At 72.2% G+C, this 25,429-nt stretch carries 19 protein-coding genes; 8 read left to right on the top strand and 11 right to left on the bottom strand.

The features are described 5' to 3' along the window. Positions 1-130: 130 nt before the first annotated feature. On the top strand, positions 131-997 hold the full coding sequence (locus ACGFWJ_RS01160; RefSeq protein WP_387864738.1) for a RecB family exonuclease: 867 nt from the start codon (positions 131-133) through the stop codon (positions 995-997). Beyond that, on the top strand, positions 998-1,669 hold the full coding sequence (locus ACGFWJ_RS01165; protein WP_073808639.1) for a response regulator transcription factor: 672 nt from the start codon (positions 998-1,000) through the stop codon (positions 1,667-1,669). It begins immediately after the preceding gene. 81 nt (positions 1,670-1,750) lie between these two features. On the opposite strand, the gene ACGFWJ_RS01170 is transcribed toward ACGFWJ_RS01165, so the two are convergent. The 3 genes from ACGFWJ_RS01170 to metH all read right to left on the bottom strand — a co-directional run bounded on the left by ACGFWJ_RS01170 (position 1,751) and on the right by metH (position 8,069). After that, complete coding sequence (locus ACGFWJ_RS01170; RefSeq protein WP_392943989.1) at positions 1,751-3,352, bottom strand: ABC transporter substrate-binding protein; 1,602 nt, start codon at positions 3,350-3,352, stop codon at positions 1,751-1,753. A 345-nt stretch (positions 3,353-3,697) separates the two neighbouring features. Further along, a complete protein-coding gene (locus tag ACGFWJ_RS01175; protein WP_392943991.1) occupies positions 3,698-4,396 on the bottom strand; it encodes an HAD family hydrolase in 699 nt (232 codons plus the stop codon). Positions 4,397-4,565: 169 nt separating this feature from the next. Further along, positions 4,566-8,069, bottom strand: a complete 3,504-nt coding sequence (metH, locus tag ACGFWJ_RS01180) for a methionine synthase (RefSeq protein WP_392943993.1) — start codon at positions 8,067-8,069, stop codon at positions 4,566-4,568. Between the two features lie 218 nt (positions 8,070-8,287). Between metH and ACGFWJ_RS01185 the strand changes: the two genes are divergently transcribed. Both ACGFWJ_RS01185 and ACGFWJ_RS01190 read left to right on the top strand, forming a co-directional pair. Next, positions 8,288-9,328: a hypothetical protein gene (locus ACGFWJ_RS01185; RefSeq protein ID WP_392943995.1), complete on the top strand. Its 1,041-nt coding sequence runs from the start codon at positions 8,288-8,290 to the stop codon at positions 9,326-9,328. Positions 9,329-9,446: 118 nt separating this feature from the next. After that, the gene (locus ACGFWJ_RS01190; protein WP_392943997.1) at positions 9,447-10,976 is read left to right on the top strand and encodes an FMN-binding glutamate synthase family protein; all 1,530 of its coding nucleotides are present in this window, start codon (positions 9,447-9,449) and stop codon (positions 10,974-10,976) included. Between the two features lie 52 nt (positions 10,977-11,028). Here the strand turns inward: ACGFWJ_RS01190 and adhP are convergent, their stop codons facing one another. After that, positions 11,029-12,042, bottom strand: a complete 1,014-nt coding sequence (gene adhP / locus ACGFWJ_RS01195; RefSeq protein ID WP_392943999.1) for an alcohol dehydrogenase AdhP — start codon at positions 12,040-12,042, stop codon at positions 11,029-11,031. Between the two features lie 224 nt (positions 12,043-12,266). Between adhP and ACGFWJ_RS01200 the strand changes: the two genes are divergently transcribed. Together ACGFWJ_RS01200 and ACGFWJ_RS01205 are read left to right on the top strand one after the other, a co-directional pair. Further along, positions 12,267-13,019 (top strand): hypothetical protein, encoded by a 753-nt coding sequence (locus ACGFWJ_RS01200; protein WP_387864751.1) that lies wholly within the window; start codon positions 12,267-12,269, stop codon positions 13,017-13,019. A gap of 136 nt (positions 13,020-13,155) precedes the next feature. Continuing rightward, on the top strand, positions 13,156-14,067 hold the full coding sequence (locus ACGFWJ_RS01205) for a PAC2 family protein (RefSeq protein ID WP_392944001.1): 912 nt from the start codon (positions 13,156-13,158) through the stop codon (positions 14,065-14,067). A gap of 169 nt (positions 14,068-14,236) precedes the next feature. Here the strand turns inward: ACGFWJ_RS01205 and mshC are convergent, their stop codons facing one another. The 4 genes from mshC to ACGFWJ_RS01225 all read right to left on the bottom strand — a co-directional run bounded on the left by mshC (position 14,237) and on the right by ACGFWJ_RS01225 (position 17,801). After that, positions 14,237-15,466: a cysteine--1-D-myo-inosityl 2-amino-2-deoxy-alpha-D-glucopyranoside ligase gene (mshC, locus tag ACGFWJ_RS01210; protein WP_392944003.1), complete on the bottom strand. Its 1,230-nt coding sequence runs from the start codon at positions 15,464-15,466 to the stop codon at positions 14,237-14,239. A gap of 89 nt (positions 15,467-15,555) precedes the next feature. Continuing rightward, a complete protein-coding gene (locus ACGFWJ_RS01215; protein ID WP_392944005.1) occupies positions 15,556-16,437 on the bottom strand; it encodes an SCO1664 family protein in 882 nt (293 codons plus the stop codon). Then, positions 16,407-16,970 (bottom strand): DUF3090 domain-containing protein, encoded by a 564-nt coding sequence (locus ACGFWJ_RS01220; RefSeq protein ID WP_392944007.1) that lies wholly within the window; start codon positions 16,968-16,970, stop codon positions 16,407-16,409. The genes ACGFWJ_RS01215 and ACGFWJ_RS01220 overlap by 31 nt, the downstream gene beginning before the upstream one ends. A gap of 135 nt (positions 16,971-17,105) precedes the next feature. Continuing rightward, positions 17,106-17,801 carry a histidine phosphatase family protein gene (locus tag ACGFWJ_RS01225; RefSeq protein WP_387634050.1) on the bottom strand — a complete coding sequence of 232 codons (696 nt, stop codon included), beginning with the start codon at positions 17,799-17,801 and terminating at the stop codon, positions 17,106-17,108. A gap of 62 nt (positions 17,802-17,863) precedes the next feature. On the opposite strand from ACGFWJ_RS01225, the gene ACGFWJ_RS01230 reads away from it, so the two are divergent. Next, a complete protein-coding gene (locus tag ACGFWJ_RS01230; protein WP_392944009.1) occupies positions 17,864-18,862 on the top strand; it encodes a magnesium and cobalt transport protein CorA in 999 nt (332 codons plus the stop codon). 77 nt (positions 18,863-18,939) lie between these two features. On the opposite strand, the gene ACGFWJ_RS01235 is transcribed toward ACGFWJ_RS01230, so the two are convergent. The 3 genes from ACGFWJ_RS01235 to ACGFWJ_RS01245 form a co-directional block, all read right to left on the bottom strand. Further along, positions 18,940-19,695 (bottom strand): hypothetical protein, encoded by a 756-nt coding sequence (locus tag ACGFWJ_RS01235; RefSeq protein WP_392944011.1) that lies wholly within the window; start codon positions 19,693-19,695, stop codon positions 18,940-18,942. 203 nt (positions 19,696-19,898) lie between these two features. Then, the gene (locus ACGFWJ_RS01240; protein WP_392944013.1) at positions 19,899-21,047 is read right to left on the bottom strand and encodes an ALF repeat-containing protein; all 1,149 of its coding nucleotides are present in this window, start codon (positions 21,045-21,047) and stop codon (positions 19,899-19,901) included. A gap of 453 nt (positions 21,048-21,500) precedes the next feature. Then, positions 21,501-23,786 carry a helix-turn-helix domain-containing protein gene (locus tag ACGFWJ_RS01245; protein WP_392944015.1) on the bottom strand — a complete coding sequence of 762 codons (2,286 nt, stop codon included), beginning with the start codon at positions 23,784-23,786 and terminating at the stop codon, positions 21,501-21,503. A gap of 357 nt (positions 23,787-24,143) precedes the next feature. On the opposite strand from ACGFWJ_RS01245, the gene ACGFWJ_RS01250 reads away from it, so the two are divergent. Next, a complete protein-coding gene (locus ACGFWJ_RS01250; protein WP_392944017.1) occupies positions 24,144-25,421 on the top strand; it encodes a hypothetical protein in 1,278 nt (425 codons plus the stop codon). The last annotated feature ends 8 nt before the right edge of the window (positions 25,422-25,429 follow it).

Here is a 25,429-nt window from a genome sequence, read left to right on the forward strand (position 1 = left end):
GCGACGTGGGTTCCTCGTACGCTACGTGATCTCCGGCCCGCTGCGGCGGCGCACCCCGCTCTCCTTGTGCCATACCCAGCTTCTCGACCCGTTCGCCCATGCTGTCCGTCCGGTGCAATAGGGTCGGGGCATGCAGCAGACCGACCCCACGCCCACTGCCCGTCCGGCGGCCGCGCCGACCGGGCTGTCGCCGTCCCGGGCGGGTGACTTCATGACCTGCCCGCTGCTGTACCGGCTGCGGGTGATCGACCGGCTGCCGGAGCCGCCGAGTGCGGCGGCGACCCGGGGGACGCTGGTGCACGCGGTGCTGGAGCGGCTGTTCGACCACCCGCCGGTGGAGCGCACCCCCGAGCGGGCCCGGGGGCTGCTGGCCCCGCAGTGGGAGCGGTTGCTCGGGGAACGGCCGGAGCTGGCCGATCTGTTCCCGGATGACGCCGGGAAGCTGGCCGCCTGGCTGGGCGATGCCGAGAAGCTGGTGGAGAAGTGGTTCCGGCTGGAGGACCCGACCCGGCTGCACCCGGTGGAGCGGGAGCTGTACGTGCAGACCGCGCTGGCCTCGGGCCTGCTGCTGCGCGGCTACATCGACCGGGTGGACGTCGCGCCGTCCGGCGAGGTGCGGCTGGTGGACTACAAGACCGGCCGGGCGCCCTCGCGGGACTTCGAGGGCAAGGCGATGTTCCAGATGAAGTTCTACGCGCTGGTGGTCTGGCGGTGGAAGGGCGTGCTCCCCAAGCGGCTGCAGCTGGTGTATCTCGGCGGCGGCGGCGACGTGGTGACGTACGACCCGGACGAGGCCGATCTGCTGGCGGTGGAGCGGAAGCTGGAGGCGCTGTGGGAGGCGATCTCGGCGGCGGTGGCCACCGGTGAGTTCCCGGCGACCCGCAACCGGCTGTGCGACTGGTGCGACCACAAGTCCAGCTGTCCGGAGTTCGGCGGCACTCCCCCGCCGTATCCGCTGCCCCTGGCTACTCTGACCAATCCCCGCAAGGAGTCGTAGGTGACGATCCGTGTGCTGCTGGTGGACGACCAGCCGCTGCTCCGTACCGGTTTCCGGATGATTCTGGAGGCGGAGTCCGATCTCGTGGTGGTCGGCGAGGCGGGCGACGGGCAGCAGGCGCTGGACCAGGTCCGCGCGCTGCAGCCGGACGTGGTGCTGATGGACATCCGGATGCCGCGGATGGACGGCGTGGAGGCCACCCGCCGGATCGCCGGCCCGGACCGCAGCGGCCCGGCGAAGGTGCTGGTGCTGACCACCTTCGACCTGGACGAGTACGTGGTGGAGGCGTTGCGCGCGGGCGCCAGCGGCTTCCTGCTGAAGGACGTCCCGGCGGAGGAGCTGGTGCAGGCGATCCGGGTGGTGGCGGACGGTGCGGCGATGCTGGCCCCGTCGGTGACCCGCCGGCTGCTGGACATGTACGCCACCAAGCTGCCGTCGGGTGACGAGGCCCCGCCGCAGGCGCTGACCGTGCTGACGGAGCGCGAGGTGGAGGTGCTGCGGCTGGTGGCCCGCGGGCTGTCGAACGCGGAAATCGCGGCCGAGCTGTTCGTCTCCGAGACGACGGTGAAGACCCATGTCGGCCACGTGCTGACCAAGCTCCAGCTGCGCGACCGGGTGCAGGCCGCGGTGTACGCGTACGAGAGCGGTCTGGTGCGCCCCGGCGCCCTGTAGGCCCTCTGGAACGGCCGACGGCCCGCCACCCCGGTTTGGGGGTGGCGGGCCGTTCTGGTGGCCGTACGGCCGGGCGAAACGTTACTTCTTGCCGGTGCGGCCGATCTCCCAGAAGCGGAAGCGGCTGGTGTTGTCCACGGTGCTGTCGACGCCGGTGACACCGGTCCGGTACACGTAGAACGACTTGTTCTGGTACAGCGGGACCATCGGCACGGCGTCGGCCAGCCGGTTCTGGATTATGGCGTAGGCGCCGCCGCCGGTGCGGTCGGTGAGCTTGATCGATTCCGGCACCAGCTTGGTGCTGATCTGCGGGTCGTCCCAGTTGTTGTGGAACGCGCCGCCGCCGACCACCAGCGGGGTGATGTAGTTGTCCGCGTCGACGTAGTCGGGGGTCCAGCCGATCAGGTAGGCCTGGTAGCTGTTGTTCGACCAGTTGGCGATGAAGGTGTTCCAGTCCGGCTCCTGCTGGACCGTCACCTGGAACAGGCCGCTGGCGTCCAGCTGCTTCTTGACGTTCTCCAGCTCGGCGGCGCCGGCCCGGGAGCGGGACCAGGTCAGGTTGAGCTTGACCGGGGTGCTGATGTGCGCGTCGGTCAGGATCTTCTTGGCCTTGGCGATGTCCGGCTCGCCGTACTTGTCGAAGAAGGCGGTGTTGTGGCCGACCACGCCGGCCGGGACGACCGAGTACAGCGGCAGCACGGTGCCCGCGTACACGTCGTGGGCGAGCGCCTTGCGGTCGAGCAGCTGGGCGACGGCCTGGCGGACCGGCTGCTTGCCGCCGATGTCGTCCTTGGTGTTGAACACCAGGTAGAAGGTCTCGCCGCTGTCGCCCTCGGCGACCCGCAGGTTGCCCTTGCCGGACTGGTCGTCGTTCTTGATCTGGGCGGCCGTGGCGGGCTCGAGGCTGTTGTCCGCGACGTCGACCTCGCCCTTGTCGAGGGCGGCCTTCAGCTCGTCCGCCTTCTCGTAGAAGCGGACGGTGAACTTGCTGTTCTCGGGCTTGGTGGCGCTGCCCTTGTAGGTCGGGTTCGGCGACAGCGTGACCTTGGCCGGGCTCTTGCCGTGGTTCTCGATCGCGTCGATCTTGTACGCGCCGGAGCCGACCAGCTTGTCGTTCTCGAGCAGCTTGTCGGCCGGGAAGACCGCGTGGTCCACGATGGCGCCGGCCGGCGAGGCCAGCTTGGCCGGGAAAACCGCGTCCGGGGTCTCCAGGTGGAAGGTGACCTCGCGGTCGCCGTTGGTCTCCACCGACTTGATGGTGGACAGCAGCGGGAGCGGACCGGCCGGGTCGTTGATCTTCTTGGTGCGGTCGATCGAGTACTTGACGTCCTCGGCCGTCACCGGGTGCCCGTTGGTGAACTTCAGCCCGGTCTTCAGCGTGCAGGTGTACGTCATCGTGTCGTTGCCGGTGAACTGGCACGACTCCGCGGCGTCCGGCTGCGGCAGGGTAGCGCCGGGCGGGAAGGCCAGCAGCGACTGGAAGGAGTTGTTGAGCACCAGCCAGGAGCCGATTTCGTAGGCGCCGGCCGGGTCCAGCACGGTGGTCCCGTTGGTGGTGCCCAGGGTGATCGCAGCACCGTTGTCGCCGCCGGTGGCAGCCTTCTCCACGGACGCGCAGCCGGCCGCCGTGGTGGCGACGAGCGCGGCGCAGCTGAGCACGGCCAGGCGGTTGGGCGTAGTCATGCGGGGTGGTCTTCCTTACTGCGTGCGGCCGGCCGACGCCGGAGAACCGGCCGGCCGCGGGGTGGGGTGGCCGGCGCAGGTCTGGTACGACGCGCGGGCGCCCCCGGCCGGGGTCTGACGGCGGTGGGCGGCGGCGCGGGATGGCTACTGATCGGATGTAGCGTGCCACATCGCACCGGGTCGGTCACCGACTGTTCGAACAATGGGTCGGCGAGACCCGGAAAGCTACTCTCCGGGAACCGACGAGTTGTCAGCCAATGCCCGATTTCGCACCTGCTGCCGGATACGGTCCGCGTACCCACGGACGCGGAGGGGAACCGGAAAACCGCATGAAGGAGACGAAGGTCACACCCGGGCGCCGGCCAGGGTGCGCAGCAGGTCGAGGTCGACCTGCTCCAGCGAGGACAGCACCAGCCGGCCGGGGCCGGGCTCGATGGTGGCGATGGAGGGTACCGCGATGACGGGGCAGCCCGCCGCCTCGGCGGCGGCGACGCCGGTGGGGGTGTCCTCGACGACCACGCAGCGGGCCGGGTCGGCGCCCAGGCGGGCCGCGGCGGTCAGGTACGGGTCCGGGAAGGGCTTGGTGCGCGGGACCTCGTCCCCGGCCACCGTGAAGGCGAAGTTCTGCGCGCCCAGGCTGCGCAGCACGATGTCGATGATGTGCCGGTGCGAGGCGGACACCAGGGCGGCCGGGATGCCGTGCGCGGCGAGGGTGTTGAGCAGGCGCTCGGCGCCGGGCATCAGCGGAACGCCGCCGTGCAGCAGGTCGACGAAGCGCTGGTTGATCTGGGCGCCGAGGTCGGCGGGGCGGATGGCCGCGCCGGTGCGGGTGAGCAGGTAGTCGATGACGCGGGTCATCGGGCCGCCGACCACGTGGGTGCGGTCCTCGGCGGTGAGGTGGTGGCCGAGTTCGGCGAACAGGTCGACCTCGGCCTGCCACCAGAAGTCCTCGGTGTCGACCAGGGTGCCGTCCATGTCCAGCAGGACGGCCTGCAAGCCGCTGCCGTCTCCGCCGACACGGATCGGGGTCGAGACCGTCGTCATGCGCGCCGTCCTTCCGGGTGGTCGTCCGGAGCGCACTGCGTCCGGGGATGGCACAGGCCGGCCCGCTGGTGAGCGGACCGGCCCGTTCAGGATCATCAAGAATACGCCCGCCGGGGCGGATTGCACCGGGCGCCTGCGGGGCGAACGGATGATCTGTGGTGGAAGTGTTCTACCGGGCGTTGAAGTACTTGGCCTCGGGGTGGTGCAGGACGATGGCGTCGGTGGACTGCTCGGGGTGCAGCTGGTACTCCTCGGAGAGGATCACGCCGACCCGTTCGGGCCTGAGCAGTTCGGCGATCTTGGCGCGGTCCTCCAGGTTCGGGCAGGCGCCGTAGCCGAGCGAGAAGCGCGCGCCGCGGTACTTGAGCGCGAACATGTCCTTGACGTCCTGCGGGTCCTCGTCGCCGAAGCCGAGCTCGTAGCGGACCCGGGCGTGCCAGAACTCGGCCAGTGCCTCGGCCAACTGCACGGACAGGCCGTGCAATTCGAGGTAGTCGCGGTAGGAGTTGCCGGCGAACAGCTCGCCCGCGGCCTCGGAGATCCGGTTGCCCATGGTGACCACCTGGAGGCCGACCACGTCGCGCTCGCCGCTCTCCTCCGGGCGGAAGAAGTCGGCCAGGCACAGGCGGCGGCCGCGGCGCTGGCGGGGGAAGGTGAACCGGGTCAGTTCGGAGCCGTCCTCGCGGTAGAGGATCAGGTCGTCGCCCTTGGAGTTGGCCGGGAAGTAGCCGTAGACGACGGCGGGCTCCAGCCAGCCCTCGGTCTGCAGGCGGTCCAGCCAGCCGCGCAGGCGCGGGCGGCCCTCGGTCTCCACCAGCTCCTCGTACGACGGCCCTCCGGAGCGGCCGCCCTTGAGGCCCCACTGGCCCTTGAACAGGGCGTCCTCGTCGAGCCAGGAGGCGTAGTCCTGGAACGGGATGCCCTTGATGATCCGGTCGCCCCAGAACGGCGGGGTGGGGACGCGGTTGTCGACGGCCACGTCGGAGCGGATCTGGCCGAGGTTGACCTCCTCCGGCTCCTCGACCTCGACCCGGGCGTGCCGGCGCTTGCGCAGCTCCGGCAGGACGACGCCGGGGACGCCGCGCTTGACGCCGATCAGGGCGTCCATCAGCCGCAGGCCCTCGAAGGCGTCGCGGGCGTAGCGGACCTCGCCGTCGTAGACCTCGTGCAGGTCCTGCTCGACGTAGGCGCGGGTGAGGGCGGCGCCGCCGAGGATCACCGGGAAGTCGGCGGCCAGGCCGCGCTGGTTGAGCTCCTCCAGGTTCTCCTTCATGATCACCGTGGACTTGACCAGCAGGCCGGACATGCCGATCACGTCGGCCTTGTGCTCCTGGGCGGCCTCGACGATCGCCGACACCGGCTGCTTGATGCCGATGTTGACCACGTTGTAGCCGTTGTTGGACAGGATGATGTCGACCAGGTTCTTGCCGATGTCGTGGACGTCGCCCTTGACGGTGGCCAGCACGATGGTGCCCTTGCCCTCGCTGTCGGACTTCTCCATGTGCGGCTCCAGGTGGGCCACCGCGGCCTTCATCACCTCGGCCGACTGCAGCACGAACGGCAGCTGCATCTCGCCGGAGCCGAACAGTTCGCCGACCACCTTCATGCCGGACAGCAGCGTGTCGTTGATGATCTCCAGCGCCGGGCGCTCGGTCAGCGCGGCGTCCAGGTCGGCCTCCAGGCCGTTGCGTTCGCCGTCGATGATGCGGCGCTGCAGGCGCTCCTCCAGCGGGAGGGCGGCCAGCTCCTCGGCCTTGGAGGCGGCGCTGGAGGCGGCGGAGACGCCCTCGAACAGCTGGAGCAGCTTCTGCAGCGGGTCGTAGCCCTCGCTGCGGCGGTCGTAGACGAGGTCGAGGGCGGTCTGCCGGCGGTCCTCGGGGATGCGGTTCATCGGGAGGATCTTCGCGGCGTGCACGATCGCGGAGTCCAGGCCGGCCTCCACGCACTCGTGCAGGAAGACCGAGTTGACGACCTGCCGGGCGGCCGGGTTGAGGCCGAAGGAGATGTTGGACAGGCCGAGGGTGGTCTGCACGTCCGGGTGGCGGCGCTTGAGTTCGCGGATCGCCTCGATGGTCTCGATGCCGTCGCGGCGGGACTCCTCCTGGCCGGTGGCCAGGGTGAAGGCCAGGCAGTCGACCAGGATCGAGCTCTCGTGGATGCCGTACTCGCGGCCCAGCTGCTCGATCAGCCGCTCGGCGATGGCGACCTTCTTGTCGGCGGTGCGGGCCTGGCCGTCCTCGTCGATGGTGAGGGCGATCAGGCCGGCGCCGTGCTCGCGGGCGAGTGCGGCGATCTTGCCGAAGCGGGTGTCGGGGCCGTCGCCGTCCTCGTAGTTGACGGAGTTCAGCACCGCCCGGCCGCCGAGCATCTCCAGGCCGGCCCGGAGCACCGGCGGCTCGGTGGAGTCGAGCACGATCGGCAGGGTGGAGGCGGTGGCGAGGCGGCCGGCGATCTCCTTCATGTCGGCGACGCCGTCGCGGCCCACGTAGTCCACGCACAGGTCGAGCAGGTGCGCGCCCTCGCGGATCTGCTCGCGGGCGATCTCCACGCAGGCCTGCCAGTCGGCGGCGAGCATCGCCTCGCGGAACTTCTTCGAGCCGTTGGCGTTGGTGCGCTCGCCGATCGCCAGGTACGAGGTGTCCTGCCGGAACGGCACCGTCTGGTACAGCGAGGCGGCGGCCGGCTCGGGCTTCGGCTCGCGCGGCGTGATCGGCCGGCCCTGCACCCGCTCGACGACCTGGCGCAGGTGCTCGGGGGTGGTGCCGCAGCAGCCGCCGACCAGCGCCAGGCCGTAGTCGCGGACGAACACCTCGTGCGCGTCGGCGAGCTCCTCGGGGGTCAGCGGGTAGTGCGCGCCGTCCTTGCCGAGGACCGGCATGCCCGCGTTCGGCATGCAGGACAGGCCGATCCGGGCGTTCTTCGCCAGGTAGCGCAGGTGCTCGCTGTACTGCTCGGGGCCGGTGGCGCAGTTCAGGCCGATGAAGTCGATGCCGAGCGGCTCCAGCGCGGTCAGTGCGGCGCCGATCTCCGAGCCGAGCAGCATGGTGCCGGTGGTCTCCACCGTGACCTGCGCGAGGATCGGCAGGTTCAGGCCGGCCTCGGCGAGTGCCTCGCGGCAGCCCAGCACGGAGGCCTTGGTCTGCAGCAGGTCCTGGCTGGTCTCGACCAGCAGGGCGTCGGCGCCGCCCGCGATCAGGCCGGCCGCGTTCTGCCGGAAGCCCTCGCGGACCGTCTCGAAGGTGGTGTGGCCGAGCGTCGGCAGCTTGGTGCCGGGGCCGATCGAGCCGAGCACCCAGCGGGTGCGGCCGTCCTTGGCGGTGTACTCGTCGGCGGTCTCGCGGGCGATCCGGGCGCCGGCCTCGGACAGCTCGAAGATCCGGTCGGAGATGTCGTACTCGCCGAGCGCCGAGTGGTTGGCGCCGAAGGTGTTGGTCTCCACGCAGTCCACGCCGACCGCGAAGTACGCGTCGTGCACCGAGTGGACGATGTCGGGGCGGGTCAGGTTGAGGACCTCGTTGCAGCCCTCGAGCTGCTGGAAGTCCTCCAGCGTCGGCTCCTGGGCCTGGAGCATCGTGCCCATCGCTCCGTCGGCTACCACCACCCGGGTGGCGAGGGCCTCGCGCAAGGCGGTGGCGCGGTCCTGCTGGGTGGACGCGGATACAACGGTGGCCATGAGGCTGCTCCCTGAGTGCGACGGCTGTCGGCTATGCGGCCCCCCTTGACCGGGGACGCACCCGGTCAGGGTATCCGCCCGACGGCGGTGTGATGGAACCCATTTCGCATCGTGGGCGTCCCCATCCACCGGAAGGGAGCCCGTCCATGCCCGCTTCATCGCGTTCGAGCAGGTGGCGTCACCGTGTCCGTGCCCTTGGGCCGTCCGTATGGCGGACGGTGCCCGCCCGGGCGCGTCGCCGCTGGAGCCGCCGCACCCGCTGGACCCGGCGCCGCCGGGTGGTGACGGCGTGCGTGGTGGTGCTCGCGATGCTGGTGGTGCCGCTGGTGGGCGCGGGTCTGGCGCTGCGCTGGTACTACTCCGGCGACCCGGCGGCCGACGCCCGCACCCGCGGCCGGGACGCGATCTGGCTGGGCCACGCCTGGGTGGACGGGCGGCGCACCGACGCCGATCTGACGATGCTGGCGTCGCGGGTGCGCGGCACCGGCATCCACGACCTGTACGTGCACACCGGCCCGCTGGAGCACGACGGTTCGCTCGATCCGAAGCTGGCCCCGGGGGTGGCCGGTTTCCTGGAGCGGGCCCGGGCCGCGATGCCGGGGGTGCGGATCCAGTCCTGGCTGGGCGACGTGGTCGCGCCGGAGAAAGTGGGCCTGCACCTGGACCGGCCGGACGTGCGGGAGCGGATCACCGCCTCCGCGAAACAGGTCCTCGACCTGGGCTTCGACGGCGTCCACTTCGACCTGGAACCGGTGCACAACGACTCCCCCGGGTTCCTCGCGCTGCTCGACCAGGTGCACGCGCTGACCGCCGCCCGGGGCGTGCCGCTGTCCATCGCCGCGCCGCAGATCGAGCCCGTCCCGATGATCGGCCGGGTGACCTTCGCGCTCACCGACCACGGCAAGTGGTGGAGCGCCGGGTACTTCGCGCAGGCCGCGCGGCGGGTCGACCAGGTCGCGGTGATGTCCTACGACACCTCGATGCCGGTGGAGTCGCTGTACGGCGGCTACGTCGCCCGGCAGACCGAACTGGCGCTGGCCAACACCCCGCCGGGGACCGATCTGCTGATGGGTCTGCCCGCGTACTGGGACGACACCCCGGCCCACCGGGGCGACGCCGAGACGGTCCGCGCCGCCGTCCGCGGCGCCCGCCTCGCGCTCGGCCCGGGCTCGCGGCAGAACTTCGGGCTGGCGCTGTACGTGGACTTCGCGGCGACCCCGGACCACTGGGCGGCGTACCGGGACGGCTGGTGCCTCTGACCTGGTGCGATCCGGCCGTCCGGCCCCCGGTGCGCGGGACGGTCCGGAGGGTTTCCTAGCATCGCTCTCGGCTCCGCCGTGTGGGGAAGGGGCCTGCACCCAGGAGGAACGAACGTCCATGCAAGCCCGGAAGATCGGCGCGGCTGCCGCCGCCGCCGCGGTGGCGGCGCTCGCCGCCCGCGACCTGCTCCAGAAGAAGCACGCACTGCTGAGGAACTTCCCGGTGCTCGGGCACGCCCGGTACGCGCTGGAGACGATCGGGCCGGAGCTGCGGCAGTACATCGTGACCTCCAACGAGGAGGAGCGGCCGTTCAGCCGTGACCAGCGGAGCTGGATCTACGCCTCCGCCAAGGAGGAGAACAACTACTTCGGGTTCGGCACCGAGGTGGACGTCGCTCAGGCGCAGGGCCGCGCCTACCTGAAGCAGCGCACCTTCGCCGGGCCGCTGCCGGACGGGCACGACCCGCAGGCGCCGCTGCCGTCGGCCAAGGTGCTGGGCGGGCCGCGCGGGCGGGCCAAGGCGTTCCGGCCGGGCAGCGTGGTGAACATCTCCGCGATGAGCTTCGGCTCGCTCTCCGGCGCGGCCATCACCGCGCTGAACAAGGGCGCGGCGCAGGCCGGCGCGATGCACAACACCGGTGAGGGCGGCCTGTCGCCGTACCACCGAAACGGCGCCGACCTGGTGCTCCAGCTCGGCACCTCGTACTTCGGCTGCCGCAACGAGGACGGCACCTTCAACCTCGACAAGCTCAAGGACGTGGTGGCGGGGGCGCCGGTCCGGGCGATCGAGATCAAGCTGTCGCAGGGCGCCAAGCCGGGCCTGGGCGGCATGCTGCCGGGCGCGAAGGTGACGCCCGAGATCGCGAAGATCCGCGGCATACCCGTGGGCGAGGACTGCGCCTCGCCGTCGCGGCACTCGGCGTTCGGCGACGTGGACTCGATGCTGGACTTCGTCGAGCTGCTGGCCGCCGAGACCGGCCTGCCGGTCGGCATCAAGAGCGCCGTCGGCGAGCTGGACTTCTGGCAGGAGCTGGCCGCGCGGATGGCGCGCGGCGACCGGGGCGTCGACTTCGTGACGATCGACGGCGGCGAGGGCGGCACCGGCGCGGCGCCGCGGATGTTCGCGGACTCGGTGTCCCTGCCGTTCCGGATGGGCTTCTCCCGGGTCTACGGCACCTTCGCCGAGCTGGGGCTGACCGACGAGCTGACGTTCATCGCCTCCGGCAAGCTCGGCCTGCCGGAGAACGCGGCGGTGGCGTTCGCGCTGGGCGCCGACATGATCAACGTGGCGCGCGAGGCGATGCTGTCGATCGGCTGCATCCAGGCCCAGAAGTGCCACACCGACAAGTGCCCGACCGGCATCGCCACCCAGAACCCGTGGCTGGCCCGCGGCGTCGACCCGGTCTCCAAGTCGGCCCGGGCGGCGGTCTACCTGCGCACCCTGCGCAAGGAGTTGACGAAGGTCTCCTCGGCGCTCGGCGTCGCGCACCCGTCGCTGATCACCGCCGAGGACATCGAGGTGCTGAACGGCGACTACGAGGCCCGCACCCTGGCCGGCGTGTACGGCTACAAGGAGGGCTGGGGCGAGCTCGGCCCGGAGCTCGCCGCGGAGATCACCGCCCTGATGACCGGGCGGGCTTCTGCCTGACGCGGTGTCGTCGAGGGGGACGGGTGTCCCGTCCCCCTCTCCGCCGCTGGGGTCAGCGCAGGTCGAACACCAGGCGGGCCGAGACCTTGCCCGCGAGCACGTCCTCGAAGCAGGAGTTGACGTCCTCCAGCTTGCGGGTCTCCCGGATCACCTTGGTGCGGCCCAGCCCGTGCAGCCGGAACACCTCCGCGAGGTCCTGCCGGGTGCCGACGATCGAGCCGATCACCTTGGTGCCGTTCAGCACCGTCTCGAACACCGGCAGCGTCAGCTCGCCCTCCGCGGGAAGCGCGACCAGTACGAGGGTGCCGCCGCGGCGCAGCGAGTCGTAGGCGGCGCGGAAGGACGCGTTGCTGACGGCCAGCGAGACGGCGGCGTCGGCGCCGCCGAGCTTGTGCACCTCTTGCGCGACGTCCTGGGTGCGGGCGTCGATGACGTGGTCGGCGCCGAGGTCCTCGGCGAGCTTCAGTTTGTCGTCGGTGATGTCCACCGCGACGGTCTCGGCGCCGAAGATCCGCGCGTACTGGAGCGCGAGGTGGCCGAGGCCGCCGATGCCCGAGATCAGCACCCGGGTGCCGGGCCGGGCGCCGGCCAGCTTGACCGCCTTGTACGTGGTGACGCCCGCGCAGGACAGCGGGGCGGCGTCCATCGGGTCCACGCCGTCGGGGACGGGCGCCACGTAGTCGCCGTGCGCGAGGGCGTACTCGGCGTAGGCGCCGTCCACCGAGTAGCCGGAGTTGTGCTGGGACAGGCAGAGCGTCTCCCAGCCGGTGACGCAGTAGTCACAGCGTCCGCAGGCGTCGGCCAGCCACGGGATGGCGACCCGTTGGCCGACCTCGACGTGCCGGACGTTCGAACCGGCCGCCTCCACGATGCCCACGCCCTCGTGGCCGGGCACGAACGGCGGGGACGGCTTGACCGGCCAGTCGCCGCGGGCGGCGTGAATGTCGGTGTGGCACAGGCCGGAGCACTCGATCCTGACCAGCACCTGGTGCGGCGCCGGGGTCGGCACCTCGCGTTCCTCGATCTCCAGCGGCTCGGTGAAGTCCCGGACCACAGCTGCCTTCATGGCCTTCTCCCCTCGCAGAACGGTAAATCCGATAGACGGAACCATCTCTGCGGATCAGCCTGGTGGTTCGGGCGGGGAACCGCGAACGGGCGCGCCGACCGCGGCGGAGATCCCCTCGCCGACCTGACGGCCCGTCAAGGTAGCGTTGACCAAAGCCCGGCATTTCCAGGCGGGTTGGGCAGCCACGCCGCCCGCCGCACACCACTCGGGCACGGAGGAACCATATGCCCCGCACACTCCTGCGCACCGCCGGAACCGGACTGGCGCTGCTCACCGCCGGCCTGCTCCTGGTCGGCTGCGAACCCGCCAAGCACGCCAAGGCCGCACCGCCGCCCAGCCCCTCCCCCACCGTCTCGACCACCGCCCCGACCCCGGCCGCCAGTACCCCGTCGACCCCGCAGCTCGACGACTCGTACTTCGCCGAGGGCAAATGCGCCCGCGCCCTCAACCCGGGCGGCAGCGGCACCACCTCGCACTACGAGATGGTGCCCTGCGACAGCCCGAACGCCGAGGCCAAGGTCACCAAGCGCAGCGGCACCCTGACCGGCGTCGCCGCCGCCCTCCCGCACGGCGCGGACTGCCCCGACGGCACCGACGTCGCCCTCGACCTCACCCAGAACGCGCTCACCAACGTCGCCCGCAACAAGTCGGCCTGGGCCTGCCTGCGCAACCTGCACGACCCGCACCCGGGCGACCCCGGCGGTGGCGGCGGAGTGGGCATCGTCGTGGGCGACTGCGTCTACGCCGTCAAGAGCGCCAGCGGCTCCGACAGCGTCGCCGAGACCCGGTGCGACGGGAAGGGCGACCACAAGCCCGAGTACAAGGTCGACAAGGAGTACGTCAAGCAGACCGTCAGCCTCAAGGGCAGCACCGAGCACACCTGCCCCGAGGAGGCCACCGTCTCCTTCACCATCCCCGCCCCGCCCGGCACCCTCGCCATGAACCCGACCATCGCCTGCGCCGAACCCGTCGACTGAGACCCGGTGCCCCGTCCGCTCACGGCGTACGCTTGGGCCCCTTGCCCGGCCACGGGTGGCATTCAAAGCCCGTAGGCTGGGCAGGTAGGGACCTGGGGGCGGCAGTGCCCCCGCCACGGACGGAGGGAGATGCCGGGTGATCGAGCTGGAAGACCTGCCCGAGTTGATCGACCCGGTGATGATCTGCGCCTTCGAGGGCTGGAACGACGCCGGCGACGCGGCCTCCGCCGCGCTCGGACACCTCGACGAGACCTGGGGCGGCAAGGTGTTCGCCGCGCTCGACGCCGAGGACTACTACGACTTCCAGGTCAACCGGCCCACCATCTGGCTCGACGGCGGAGTCCGCCGGATCACCTGGCCCACCACCAGACTCTCGGTGGTCCGGGTCACCGAGCCCAAGCCGCGCGACCTGGTGCTCGTCCGCGGCATCGAGCCCAGCATGCGCTGGCGCTCCTACTGCAACGAACTGCTCGGCTTCGCCCACGAGTTGGGCGTCGAACTGGTCGTCGTCCTGGGCGCGCTGCTGGGCGACACCCCGCACACCCGGCCGGTCCCGGTCTCCGGAGTCACCTCCGACGCGACGGTGGCCCGCAGCCTCGACCTCGAAGAGAGCCGCTACGAGGGCCCCACCGGCATCGTCGGCGTCCTCCAGGAGGCCTGCGCCCACGCCGGCGTCCCCGCCGTCACCTTCTGGGCCGCCGTCCCGCACTACGTCTCCCAGCCGCCCAACCCCAAGGCCACCCTGGCCCTGATCAACAAGCTGGAAGACCTCCTCGACCTCCGCATCCCCCCGGGCGAACTCGCCGACGACGCCCGCGCCTGGCAGCTCGGCGTCGACCAGCTCGCCGCGGAGGACTCCGAAGTCGCGGAGTACGTGCAGCAGTTGGAGGAGGCGCAGGACACCGCGGAGTTGCCGGAGGCATCCGGGGACGCGATCGCCCGCGAATTCGAGAGGTACCTGCGGCGCCGCGAGAACCAGGGGCCGAAGGGCGAGAAGCCCATTACTGGGCATGCGACGGAGCGTCCCAAGGACGAGGACGACGAGTAGGGATGTAAGGCAGGCGGGCGCGAAACCGGGGGCGCGGGGAACGGCGCGAAGCGGAAGGCACCCAACCGCAAGATCGCGACGCAGGACAATGACCTGCACTTGATCGCGACCTTGCGGACGGGCTTCGCGCTTGTCGCGCAGTTCCCCGCGCCCCTGATGGTGCGCTCCCTTAAAGGGCTACGCCCAGGAGCGCGTCGACCGCGCGGGAGACCAGGCCCGGGGCGCCGATGTCCTCGCCGCCGTTCGCGTGGGCGGTCGCCGCCCAGCGGTCCACCGCGGCGAGGGCCGCGGGGGCGTCGAGGTCGTTGGCGAGGGCCTCGCGGAGCTCGGCGAGCAGTGCGGTGGCGGGGGGGCCGTCGGGGCGGGAGACCGCTGCGCGCCAGGTGGCGAGGCGGGTGAGGGCGGTGTCGAGGTCCTCGGCCGTCCATTCCCAGTCGCTGCGGTAGTGGTGGGCGAGCAGCGCGAGCCTGATCGCGGCGGGGTCGATGCCGTCGCGTCGCAGGGCCGAGACGAACACCAGGTTGCCGCGGGACTTGGACATCTTGTGGCCGTCGAGGCCGACCATCCCGGCGTGCACGTAGGCGCGGGCGTAGGGGTGGGTGCCGAGGGCGACCTGGGCGTGCGAGGCGCCCATCTCGTGGTGCGGGAAGGACAGGTCGCTGCCGCCGCCCTGGAGGTCGAACTCCATGCCGAGGTACTTGAGCGCGATGGCGACGCACTCGATGTGCCAGCCGGGCCGGCCGTGGCCGAGTTCGGTGTCCCAGGCGGGTTCGCCGGGGCGGGCGGCGAGCCAGAGCAGCGCGTCGAGGGGGTTCTTCTTGCCGGGGCGCTCGGGGTCGCCACCGCGTTCGGCGAAGATCGGCAGCATCTGTTCGCGGGTGAGCCCGGAGACCTCGCCGAAGTGCGGGTCGGACTCGACGGAGAAGTAGATGTCGCCGTCGACCTCGTAGGCGGCGCCGGAGGCGAGCAGCTGCTGCACCAGCGGGACGATCCACGGGATGGATTCGACGGCGCCGATGTAGTGCGCGGGCGGGAGCATCCGCAGCGCGGTCATGTCCTCGCGGAACAGCGCGGTTTCGCGGGCGGCGAGTTCGGTCCAGTCCTGGCCGGTGGCGACGGCGCGCTCCAGGAGCGGATCGTCGACGTCGGTGACGTTCTGGACGTACAGGACGTCGTGGCCGGCGTCCTTCCAGACCCGCTGGACCAGGTCGAAGGTGTTGTAGGTGGCTGCGTGGCCCAGGTGGGTCGCGTCGTAGGGAGTGATGCCGCAGACGTAGAGCCGGGCGGTCGGGCCGGTGGGAACGACCTCTCGGACACTGCTCGTGGCGGTGTCGTAAATGCGCAGGGGAAGCCCCTGACCGGGCAGGGCGGGAACCTCGGAAGTGGGCCAGGCATGCATGGCACCGACTCTAACCGTGCACTGATTTGAAAGACCAACCTGTTGGCATGATCGGCTTGATTCCGCTTGTTCTCTGTTTCGGATCGGTATCAGACCGGCGGCCAGGGAATAGACGGCCAGTCAGCCGACGGCAGCGGATGCCGTCCGGAGGCCAGCAGCGCGCCGGTCCGGGCCCGCAGCGCGTCGAGTTCGACGGGGGTCAGGTGCGGGCGCAGCCGCTCGCCGAGGGCGCCGTCGAGGTCGGTGGCGAGCCGGCCGAGGACCTCGAGGGCCTCGGCGGTGAGCGGGCGGTCGGCCCAGCCCCACAGCAGGGTGCGGAGTTTGGGCTCGGTGTGGAAGGTGACGCCGTGGTCGATGCCGTAGATCCGGCCGTCGGCGGCGGGCAGCCAGTGGCCGCCCTTGCGGTCGGCGTTGTTGAGGACGGCGTCCAGCACGGCGAGCCGGCGCAGCCGTTCGTCGTCGCGGTGCACCAGCCAGGCCTGGCGTCCGGCGTCGACCTCGGCGCGGACGATGGGGAGCCAGCCGTCGGCGGGCCCGTCCAGGGGCTGGAGGTCGAGGAGTTCGGGGGCGTCCGGGTCGGGTTCGATCCACAGCTGGACCATGCCGGGGCCGACCGGGCCGTCGCGCAGGACGGTCGGCGGGATCAGCTGCCAGCCGGTGGCGGCGGAGACCTCGTGGGCGGCGGTCTCCCGGCCGGCCAGGGTGCCGTCGGGGAAGTCCCACAGCGGGCGTTCGCCGGCGACGGGCTTGTACACGCAGGGGGCGGTGACGCCGTCGAGCGTTGCGGTGCAGTAGAGGACGGCGTTGGAGGCGTCGGTGACGCGGCCGTGGACGGCCAGCGCGCCCTCGCGCAGCAGGGCGAGGGCGGCGGGGGTGTCGGCGGCCAGTGCGGCGCTGGTGGCCGGGTCGGTGCCGGGGGCTTCCACGGCGCGCTGCTCGTTCAGCGCCGGTAGCCGTTCGCGCGGGGGCACAGGTGGCCCTCGGGGTCGAGCGGCAGGTTGCAGAACGGGCAGGGCTTGCGGCCCGCCGCGACCAGGTCGAGGGCGCGCTTGGCGAACACCCGGGCCATCGCGCCGCTGAGCCGCACCCGCAGCAGGTCGGGGCCGTTCTCGTCGTCGAAGACCTCGATCTCGTCCTCGTCCTCGGACTCCTCGACGTACGCCTGCGCCTCGATCACCAGGCACTCCTCGCGGGCGTCCCAGGCGAGGGCCATGGTGCCGACCCGGAACTCCTGCTCCAGCGGCAGGTCGAGCGGGGCGGCGTCGAGCAGGTCGACGGGCGCGGCGGCCGGGATGGAGGCGTCGCCGCCGCTGCGCCGCAGCGCCTCGTCGAGGACTTCCTCGATGCGTTCGGCGAGGGCGGCGACCTGGGCCTTCTCCAGCAGGACGCTGGTGATCCGGCCGCGCGAGGAGGCCTGCAGGTAGAACGCCCGGGCGCCGGGCTGGCCGACGGTGCCGGCCACGAACCGCTCGGGCTGGTCGTAGAAGTGGACCTGACGGGACACGCTGCTCGCTCCGGTACGGGGGTGTGCGGTCTTCTCGCCTCTCACCCTACGGCCAAACGGGCCTGCCGTGGGGCGCGGGTGGCGCGGATTCCCGGTGGGGACGGTGGGGCTGGTGCGGTGCCGGCCCGGCCGGGCTCAGACGGTGCCGGTGTCGCCGCCGACCACCGCGTCGTCGCCGGCCGAGTGGCCGTGCGGGCGCGGGGCGAGCGAGGCCAGGGTGCCGGTGTCGCCGAGGCGCAGCAGGTACGGGCGGTTCGGGGTGTAGCGGATCGCGGTGACGGAGCACGGCTCGACGGAGATCCGCTGGAAGTGGTCGAGGTGCAGGCCGAGGGCGTCCGCGACGATCGCCTTGATCACGTCGCCGTGGGTGGCGACCGCCCAGAGCGCGTCCGGGCCGTGTTCGACGGCGATCTTCTCGTTCCACTCGCGGACGGCGTCCACGGTGCGGTGGCTGAGCGTGCGCAGCGATTCGCCGCCGGGGAAGGCCGCGCCCGAGGCGTGGTCCTGGACGGTGCGCCAGAGCGGCTCGTCGGCGAGTTCGGACAGCGGGCGGCCGGTCCAGTCGCCGTAGTGGCATTCGCCGAGCCGCTCGTCGAGGTCGGGCGGGCCGAGTTCGGGGCGGGCGGCGACCAGCGGTTCCAGGGTCTGGCGGCAGCGCTCCAGCGGGCTGCTGACCAGGCGGGCGACGGGCAGTCCGGCCAGCCGTTCGGGCAGGGCGGCGGCCTGCGCGCGGCCGGTGTCGTCCAGGTCGACGCCGGGCGTCCAGCCGGCCAGGATTCCGGCGGTGTTGGCGGTGGAGCGGCCGTGGCGCACGAGCAGCAGGGTGGGCATACCGCAAGCGTACGGGGTGCACCCCTCCCGGCGGCCCGGGGGTTCGGGTCACAATGGCGGGCATGATCGTGGATTGCGGCACTTACCGGGACGGGCGGCGCACCGAGGGACCGGAGGACTTCTCGGACGCGCTGGAGGCGGTCCGGGCGTCCGGCGACGGCTTCGTGTGGATCGGCCTGGCGGACCCGACGAGGGCCGAATTCGACCATGCCGTCGACGAGTTCGGCCTGCACCCGCTGGCGGTCGAGGACGCGTTGACGGCGCATCAGCGCCCGAAGGTGGACATCTACCAGGACTCGGTGTTCACCGTTCTGAAGACCGCCGGGTACCACCCGAAGGACGAGTCGGTCTCCATCGGCGAGCTGATGATATTCCTGGGCGACTCGTACGTGATGACGGTCCGCCACGGGCCGGAGAGCCCCCTCAAGGACCTGCGGGCCAACCTCGAGAAGCAGCCCGAACTGCTCGCCCACGGCCCCGCCGCCGTGCTCTACGCGATCTGCGACATGGCGGTCGACCAGTACCTCGACGTGGCCACCGAACTCCAGACGGACCTGGACGAGTTGGAGGCCGAGATCTTCTCCCCCGGCCGGGTCCGCGGCGCCGCCGAACGCATCTACGCCTTCAAACGGCAGGTGGTGAACTTCCGCAAGGCCACCTACCCGCTGATGGAGCCCGCCCTGCGCTTCACCCGGACCGGCACCGCCGTCGGCGAGGTCAGGGTGCCCTTCGTCCCCGCCGAACTGCGCCCCTACTTCCGGGACGTCGCCGACCACCTGGCCAAGGTCAACGAGGTGGTGGAGAGCCTGGACCGGCTGCTCTCCGACATCCTCTCCGCCAACCTCGCCCAGGTCAGCGTCCAGCAGAACGACGACATGCGGAAGATCTCCGCCTGGGCCGCCCTGGCCGCCGTCCCCACCATGATCGCCGGCATCTACGGCATGAACTTCGAGCACATGCCGGAACTCAGCCAGCCCTGGGGCTACCCCGCCGCGCTGGCCGTGATGGGCGGCGTCTGTGTCGTCCTGCACCGCCTGTTCAAACGCGCGGGCTGGCTGTAGGCGCACCCACCGAAGGCCGAAAGGCCCGGCGGGGGTGCCGGGCCTTCGGGCCGATCGTCGGGACTGCCGCGGCCGACTCAGAAGCCGTTGGCGGCGTCGCGGGCCTGAGCCTCGGCCAGGCCGACGAGCAGGACGTGGCGCAGGAACGCGGAGTCGTTCGAGCTCAGGGCCTCGTTGACGAGCTTCTTGACCTCGGGGCCGCCGAGGTACATGGCCCGGGCAAGCCGCACCCGGATGTCGCTGTCGCCGATGGTGTCCAGGCCGGCCTGGAACGCCGCGAAGTCGTCCGCGCTCAGCGCCTGGGTGGCGGCCTCGGTGAGGGTGAGCGAGCTGCCCGGCCGGATCAGCCGGTCGATCACCTTCCGCCAGCGCTCGTCGTCGAGGAGCTGCGGGTACTCGACGACGAGGAAGTAGTCGATCTCCGCGTCGCCGCCGCTCAGCGCCCTGTTCGCGGCCGCCGCGATCGGGCTGCCGGGCGTGGCCTTGGAGAGGATCACGACCACCTTGACGCGCCTGTCGTCGCGGATGATCTGCGGCATCTCGACCTCGAGGAAGCGCTTGACGTCCTCGGCCGTGCCTGCCATCGCCGCCTGGGCGTGCTCGTAGAAGTACCGGCTGTGCCCGGGCTCCGCGATCACCTTGGCCAGCCGGGCCCGCAGCTCGATCTCCTCCTCCGGCGTGATGTCGGAGGAGAGCGCGGACCCGGCGGCCGACTGTGACTGCGCGGCGGGCGCGGGCGTGGTGTCGGCCAGGGCCGGGGTGGCGCCGAGGCCGGTCGGGACGGAGACCGCCGCGACGAGGACGGTGGTGGCGATCGAACGGCGAATGTTCAAGGTCCCCCCAAGGAACAGTGCTCCATAAGACGCGTCGTCCGCCGCTGTGACGGGCTGTCACGGCGACGGACGAGGTGATCGTATCGAAACCACTTGCCCACTGCGGGGTTTTCTTGCCTTTTCCTTTACCTACTGTTCGACGCCGCGAGGGGGGGGTGCTGTGGGGCCGGGCCGGCCGACCCGAGCGTTCGGCGGACGGGGGGTCAGGACTGCCGCTGCCGACGGCGCCGGGCGGCCACCAGGGCGCTGCCGAGGGCCACGGAGGCCGCGCCGGTGGCGGCCAGGGTGCCGAGCGGGGCGTCGACGCCGGTGGAGGCGAGGGTGCCCGTGCCGGAGGTGCCCGTGCCGGAGGTGCCCGTGCCGGAGGTGTTGGTACCGGAGTTGGTACCCGTGCCGGTGCCGGTCTGGGTCGTGTCGGACGCCGGGGTGACGGTGGTGCCGCCGCCCTGGCCGCCCTGGTTCGGGGTGGTGCCGTCGCCGGTGCCGCCGGTGTTGCCGCTGTTGCCGCCGCCGCTGTTGCCGCCGCCGTTGTTGCCGCCGCCCGTCTCCTGGGCGTTGGCGGTGTCCCGGGCCTGGGCCTCGGCCAGGCCGGTGAGCAGGAAGGTGTGCAAGGCCTCGGAGGTGTTCGCGTCCAGGGCCTCACCGGCGGCCTTCCGGACCTCGGGCCCGCCCAGCGACATGGCCTGGGAGAGCCACAGCCGGGCGTCGTCGTCACTGACGTTCTTCAGGTCGGACCGGAAGGCCTCGGCGTCGTCCGCGCTCAGCACCTGGGCGGCGGCCTCGGTGATGGTGAGCGAGCTGCCCGGCCGGACCAGCTGGTGGAGCACCTTCCACCAGCGGTCGTTGGCGAGCAGCCTCGGGGCCTCGACCTCCAGGAAGTGGTCGATCGCCGCGTCGTCGCCGTCCAGCGCCTTGCTCGCGGCCTCCGCCAGGCGGCTGCCCGGCGTGGCCTGCTCCAGGATCTGCGAGACCCGGACGCGCTTGTCGCTGCGGATGATCTGCGCCATCTCGACGTCCAGGAAGTGCTTGACGTCCTCGGCCGTGCCGGCCATCGCCGCCTTGGCGTGCTCGTAGAAGTACCGGCTGTGCCCCGGCTCCTCGATCACCTTGGCCAGCCGGGCCCGCAGTTCGGCTTCCTCCTCCGGCGAGATGACGGTGGAGGGCGCGGGCGTGGCGGGGCCGGTCTCCGCCGGGGCGTCCGCCGCCGGGGCGTCGGCAACGGGCGCGTCCGGCAGGGACTGGCCGGTGGGGGCGGGCGCGCTGTCGGCAAGGGCGGGGGTGGAGCCGAGGACGGTCGGAGCGGAGACCGCGGCGACGAAGACGGCTGCGGCGATCGAACGGCGTATGCTCAACGTTCCCCCAAGGAACAGTGGTTCAGAGGTGTGTCGCCCTTCGCCGGAGCGCACTGCCACGGCGGCGAACGCGGGTGATCGTATCGGAACCACTTACCCCGTCAAAACGCTTTCTTGCCAGCACCTTTACTCGCTGTTCGAGGGCCGGTGCTCGATCCGTCCAGGGCCGGACCCGGCCTCTCCGGGGCGTCACCTCCCGTGCGCCGCACGGCGATCCGCCCGTCGAGCGCCCGGGCGGCCCGGCGGCTGGACGAACGCGCCCGCCGGGAGGCAGCACTTCGCCCCGGCGAGGCTCCGAAGGGCCTGACCGGGGCGAGTGCCGGGCCGGCGGTTCTCGCGCGCCCCGGCGATCGCCCTGCCCGGTGTCGAGGCCGTCGTGCGAGGCGGCCACCAGGCCGAACGGCCGCGCTCCCCGGCTCGGCGGCCTGCCGGGGGGGTGCGGCTTTCGGGGGTTCAGCCCGCAGGTTCGGTGGCCGACTTGTGCAGCAGGTCGGCCGCTTCGGTGTGGCGCCGGTGGTTGAGGCCGACGAGCGCGCGATGGGCCGTGGTCAGCTCGGCCCGGGCCTCGTCGCGGCGTCCCTGGTGGTGCAGGGCGACGGCGAGGTCGAGCCGGACGGGCTCGCTCCAGGCCGGCATGTCGAGCGACTCGAAAGCGGCCAGCGCCCGGCGCAGCGGCGGCTCGGCTTCGCTCCAGCGGGTCAGGGCGGCCAGGTCGCAGCCGAGTTGGTGCTCGGTGATGGCGAGGTAGACGGTGTGGAGTGTGGGGGTCTGGCCGGGGATCCCGGCGTGGCAGATGGCTTCGCTGCGGCGGTGGACCGTGAGCGCCTCTCCGGCTTCGCCCGCGTCGCGCAGCAGGGTGCCGAGGGCGTTCCAGGCGCTCACTTCCGCGAGCCGGCTGCGCGGGTCGGGATTGTGCTGGTGGCAGTCGGCGGCGGACCGCATCCGGGCGGTGGCCTCCTCCGTGCGGCCCAGGCGGTGCAGGGCTCCGGCTCCGTAGCCGAGGGCCCAGCCCTGTTGCAGGCGATCTCCGGCGGCGAGCGCGGCGGCGAGGGCCCGGTCGGCGGTCTCCAGTGCCCGCTGGTGGTCGTAGGTGCGGAGGTTGTGCGCCCAGGCCAGGTAGTTGAGGTGGGCGGCCTGCTCGGCGCGGGAGCCGAGGGCTTCGGCCGATGCCGCCGACAGCTCGAACACCTCGGTCCACTGCTCCCAGTGCTGGGTGCGGTCGGAGAACCAGTGCATGGCCTCGGCGGTGTCCACGACCTCGCGGTGCAGCCCGCGGTCGTGGGCGTGCCGCAGGGCCCACAGCCACTGTTCCCGTTCGGCCTCCAGCCAGGCGCGGGCCTGTCCGGCGTCTGCCGGCGCGGTGGCCGGGTCGGGATCACTGGTGACGGGGCGGTCGTGTTCGGCGTCGAAGTGCGCGGCGGCGGCCTCGGCCCGGGCCAGTAGCCAGCGGGCGGCCTGCGATCGGATCCGTTCGATCGCGGCGGGGTCGTCCTCCTCGGCGAGCTGCTCGGCCGCGAACAGGCGCAGCAGGTCGTGGAAGCGGTAGCGGTCCGGCTGCGGGGTGGCTTGCAGCAGTCCCTGCTGTTCGAGGTCCTCGGCCAGTTGCCGTGCTCGGCGCAGGGGCAGGTCGGCGAGCAGGGCGAGGGTGTGGGCGCTGAAGTCCGGTCCTTGCGCGAGCGCGGCGCGGCGCAGCAGTGTGCGTGCGGGGGGCGCGAGGCGGCGGTAGGAGAGGGCGAACGCCGCGCGGACTTCCAGGCTGCCGGCGCGAAGGGCGTCCAGCCGTCTTTCCTCGTCGGTGAGGTGCGACACGAGGGTGCCGATGCGTTCGGCCGGTCGCGCGGCCAGCCGTTGGCCGGCCACCCGGATGGCCAGTGGCAGCCGGCCGCACAGGTCGGCGAGATCGCGGGCGGCCTGTTCCTCGGCGGCGACCCGGTCGGCGCCGAGGATGCGGGTCAGCAGGTGGACGGCCTCCTCCCGGCGCAGCAGGCCGAGGTCCGTCCGGTGCGACGACTCCAGACCGGCCAGCGAGTGCCGGCTGGTCACCAGGGTCAGTGAGTTGCCCCGGTCGGGCAGCATCGGGCGTACCTGGTCCTCGTCCGCGGCGTTGTCGAGGAGGACGAGCAGCCGTCGGTCCGCCGTGAGGGTGCGCCACAGGCCGGAGCGTTCCTCGGTGCTGCGGGGAATGGCGCTCTCGTCCACGGCGAGGGCGCGCAGGAGCCGGGCCAGTGCCTCGCGCGGGTCGGTCGGCTGCTCGTCGGTGCCGCGCAGGTCGAGGGCGAGTTGGCCGTCGGGGTATTCGGGGGCGAGCAGGTGCGCCGCGTGGACGGCGAACGCGCTCTTACCCAGGCCCGGTTGACCGGTGATCAGGGCGACGGGGGCCGGGCCGTGGTCGGAGCAGGACGCCGCCTCGCGCACCTTGTCGAGTGCTTCGGTACGCGCGGTGAAGTCCCGCAGGTCGCGGGGAAGGGCGAGCGTACCGGCGAGTGGCGCCGCGCGCACGGCGCGCGGGCGGCCCAGGGCGGCGGCGGCCTCCAGCGCGCGGGCGTCGTCCGGGTCCAGGGCCAGGGCCCGGGTGAGTGCCTCGACGGTGCGGCGCTGCGGCCCGCGGGCCCTGCCGCGTTCCAGGTCGGTGAGGGTACGCACGCCGAGCCCGGCGGCGTTGGCGAGGTGTTCCTGGCTGTGGCCCGCGCGCAGTCGCAGTCGGCGCAGCAGTGCGCCGAACTCGCCGGGGGCGGTCACGGCCGGACGGCGGGCGCGATGCGCGGCGCCTGGCGGGTGAGCGGCACGACGGGCTCCTTACGGCGGGCGCCGGGACGGTTCGAGGACTGCGCCCCTGACCGTGGTGCCGGCCGCCTGCGCGGGTCGCGGCGGCGACTCTGTTGGCGCGTCGGCGGATGATGCGTCAGGAACATACCAGCGCGGCGCGCACCGGCAGGAATCGGCGGCCCGTACTTCTGCCGGTGGTTCCGCCGGGACGCGAGTGGTCGGGCCGGATACCTTCGCTCCTGCTCGAACCCGCTTCTCCGGACGGCTTGTTCCGGGCGCGGTGGCGGCCGGGCGCCGTCGTGGACCGTTCGCAGTCGGAGGTACCAGTCCGTGGCCGTTGAACTCCCCGAGCCGCTTCAGTGGGTCCTGCTTTTGCTGGCGGGTTGCCGTTGGCCGGAGGCGGACGAGGACCGGTTGCGGGAGATGGCCGAGCACTGCCGCCGGGCGGCCGAGGGGCTCAAGGAGGCTGCGCAGGGCGCGGATTCGGCGGTTCGGCGTGCTCTCGACGGGCAGCAGGGTGCCGCGGCCGACGCGCTGGGCGCGTACTGGGTCAGGTTCTCGGTCGGATCGGGCAGCGTGGACGACCCGGGCCGGCTCGGTGGTGTGGTCAACGCGCTGGACGGGATGGGCGACCTGCTGGAGCAGGTCGCCAACGCGGCGGAGACGGCGAAGATCCAGATCGTCGCACAGCTGGGCATCCTGGCGTTCGAGATCGCCACCGCCGAGGCCGAGGCTCCGGTGACCGCCGGTGCTTCGATGGCGCAGATACCGGCGTTCGTCGCGGCGGGCCGGACGGCGGTTTCGACGGTTTTGAAGACGCTGTTGAAGGAGACGCTGGCGATGGCGGCCAGGCAGGCCGCCCAGATGGCCGCGATCGACCTGCTCGCCCAGGGCATCGAGCTCGCCGAGGGGCACCGCCGGAACATCGACCTGAAGGAGCTGGGCCAGAACGCCCTCGCCGGCGCGATCGGCGGTGCCTCCGGTCACCTGGTCGGCAAGGGGCTGGGCGGCGCGGCCGGCCGGCTCGGCCTGGGCAGCGCCGCGCGGTCGCTGCCCGGGAAGGCGGCGATCGGTGCGGCCACCGGGGTCGGCGCCGACGCCGCCACCCAGTACCTGACCACCGGCAAGGTCGACACCTCCTCCCTGCTCGGCTCCGGCCTCTCCGGCGGCGCGGGCGCCGGCCTGCACGCCGGCGCCGCCTCGGCCAAGCACCACAGCGCCCCGCCCGGCCCCGACGGCGGCCCGCACTCCGACCTCACCCGCGCCGGCGGGGACGGGGACCAGGACCGCCCACCGACATTCAACAAACCCGGCGCCGCCTCCGAAGGCAGCAGCTACCACGGCCCCACCGGCCCCACAAGAATGAGCGATCTGACTATAGATCCCGGGCCCCACGGCATCGGCTGCAAATACTACGAACCGCCCAAGTTTACTCCTAGCCCGATTCCCCCTCCGAACCCATCGCACGGCCCGATCACCGAGTGGAGACCCCGGCCCGACCCGGCCGAACGGTACCGCCGCTGGCTCGAATCGCGCGGCCGGAGCAACCCGAGCGATCCGAGCGGACCCACCAGCAGCCCTCCGCACCCGAACGGGGACACCACCTGACAGCACCA

Source organism: Kitasatospora sp. NPDC048407, from assembly GCF_043200475.1.
In the GTDB taxonomy this organism is placed as follows: Bacteria; Actinomycetota; Actinomycetes; order Streptomycetales; family Streptomycetaceae; genus Kitasatospora.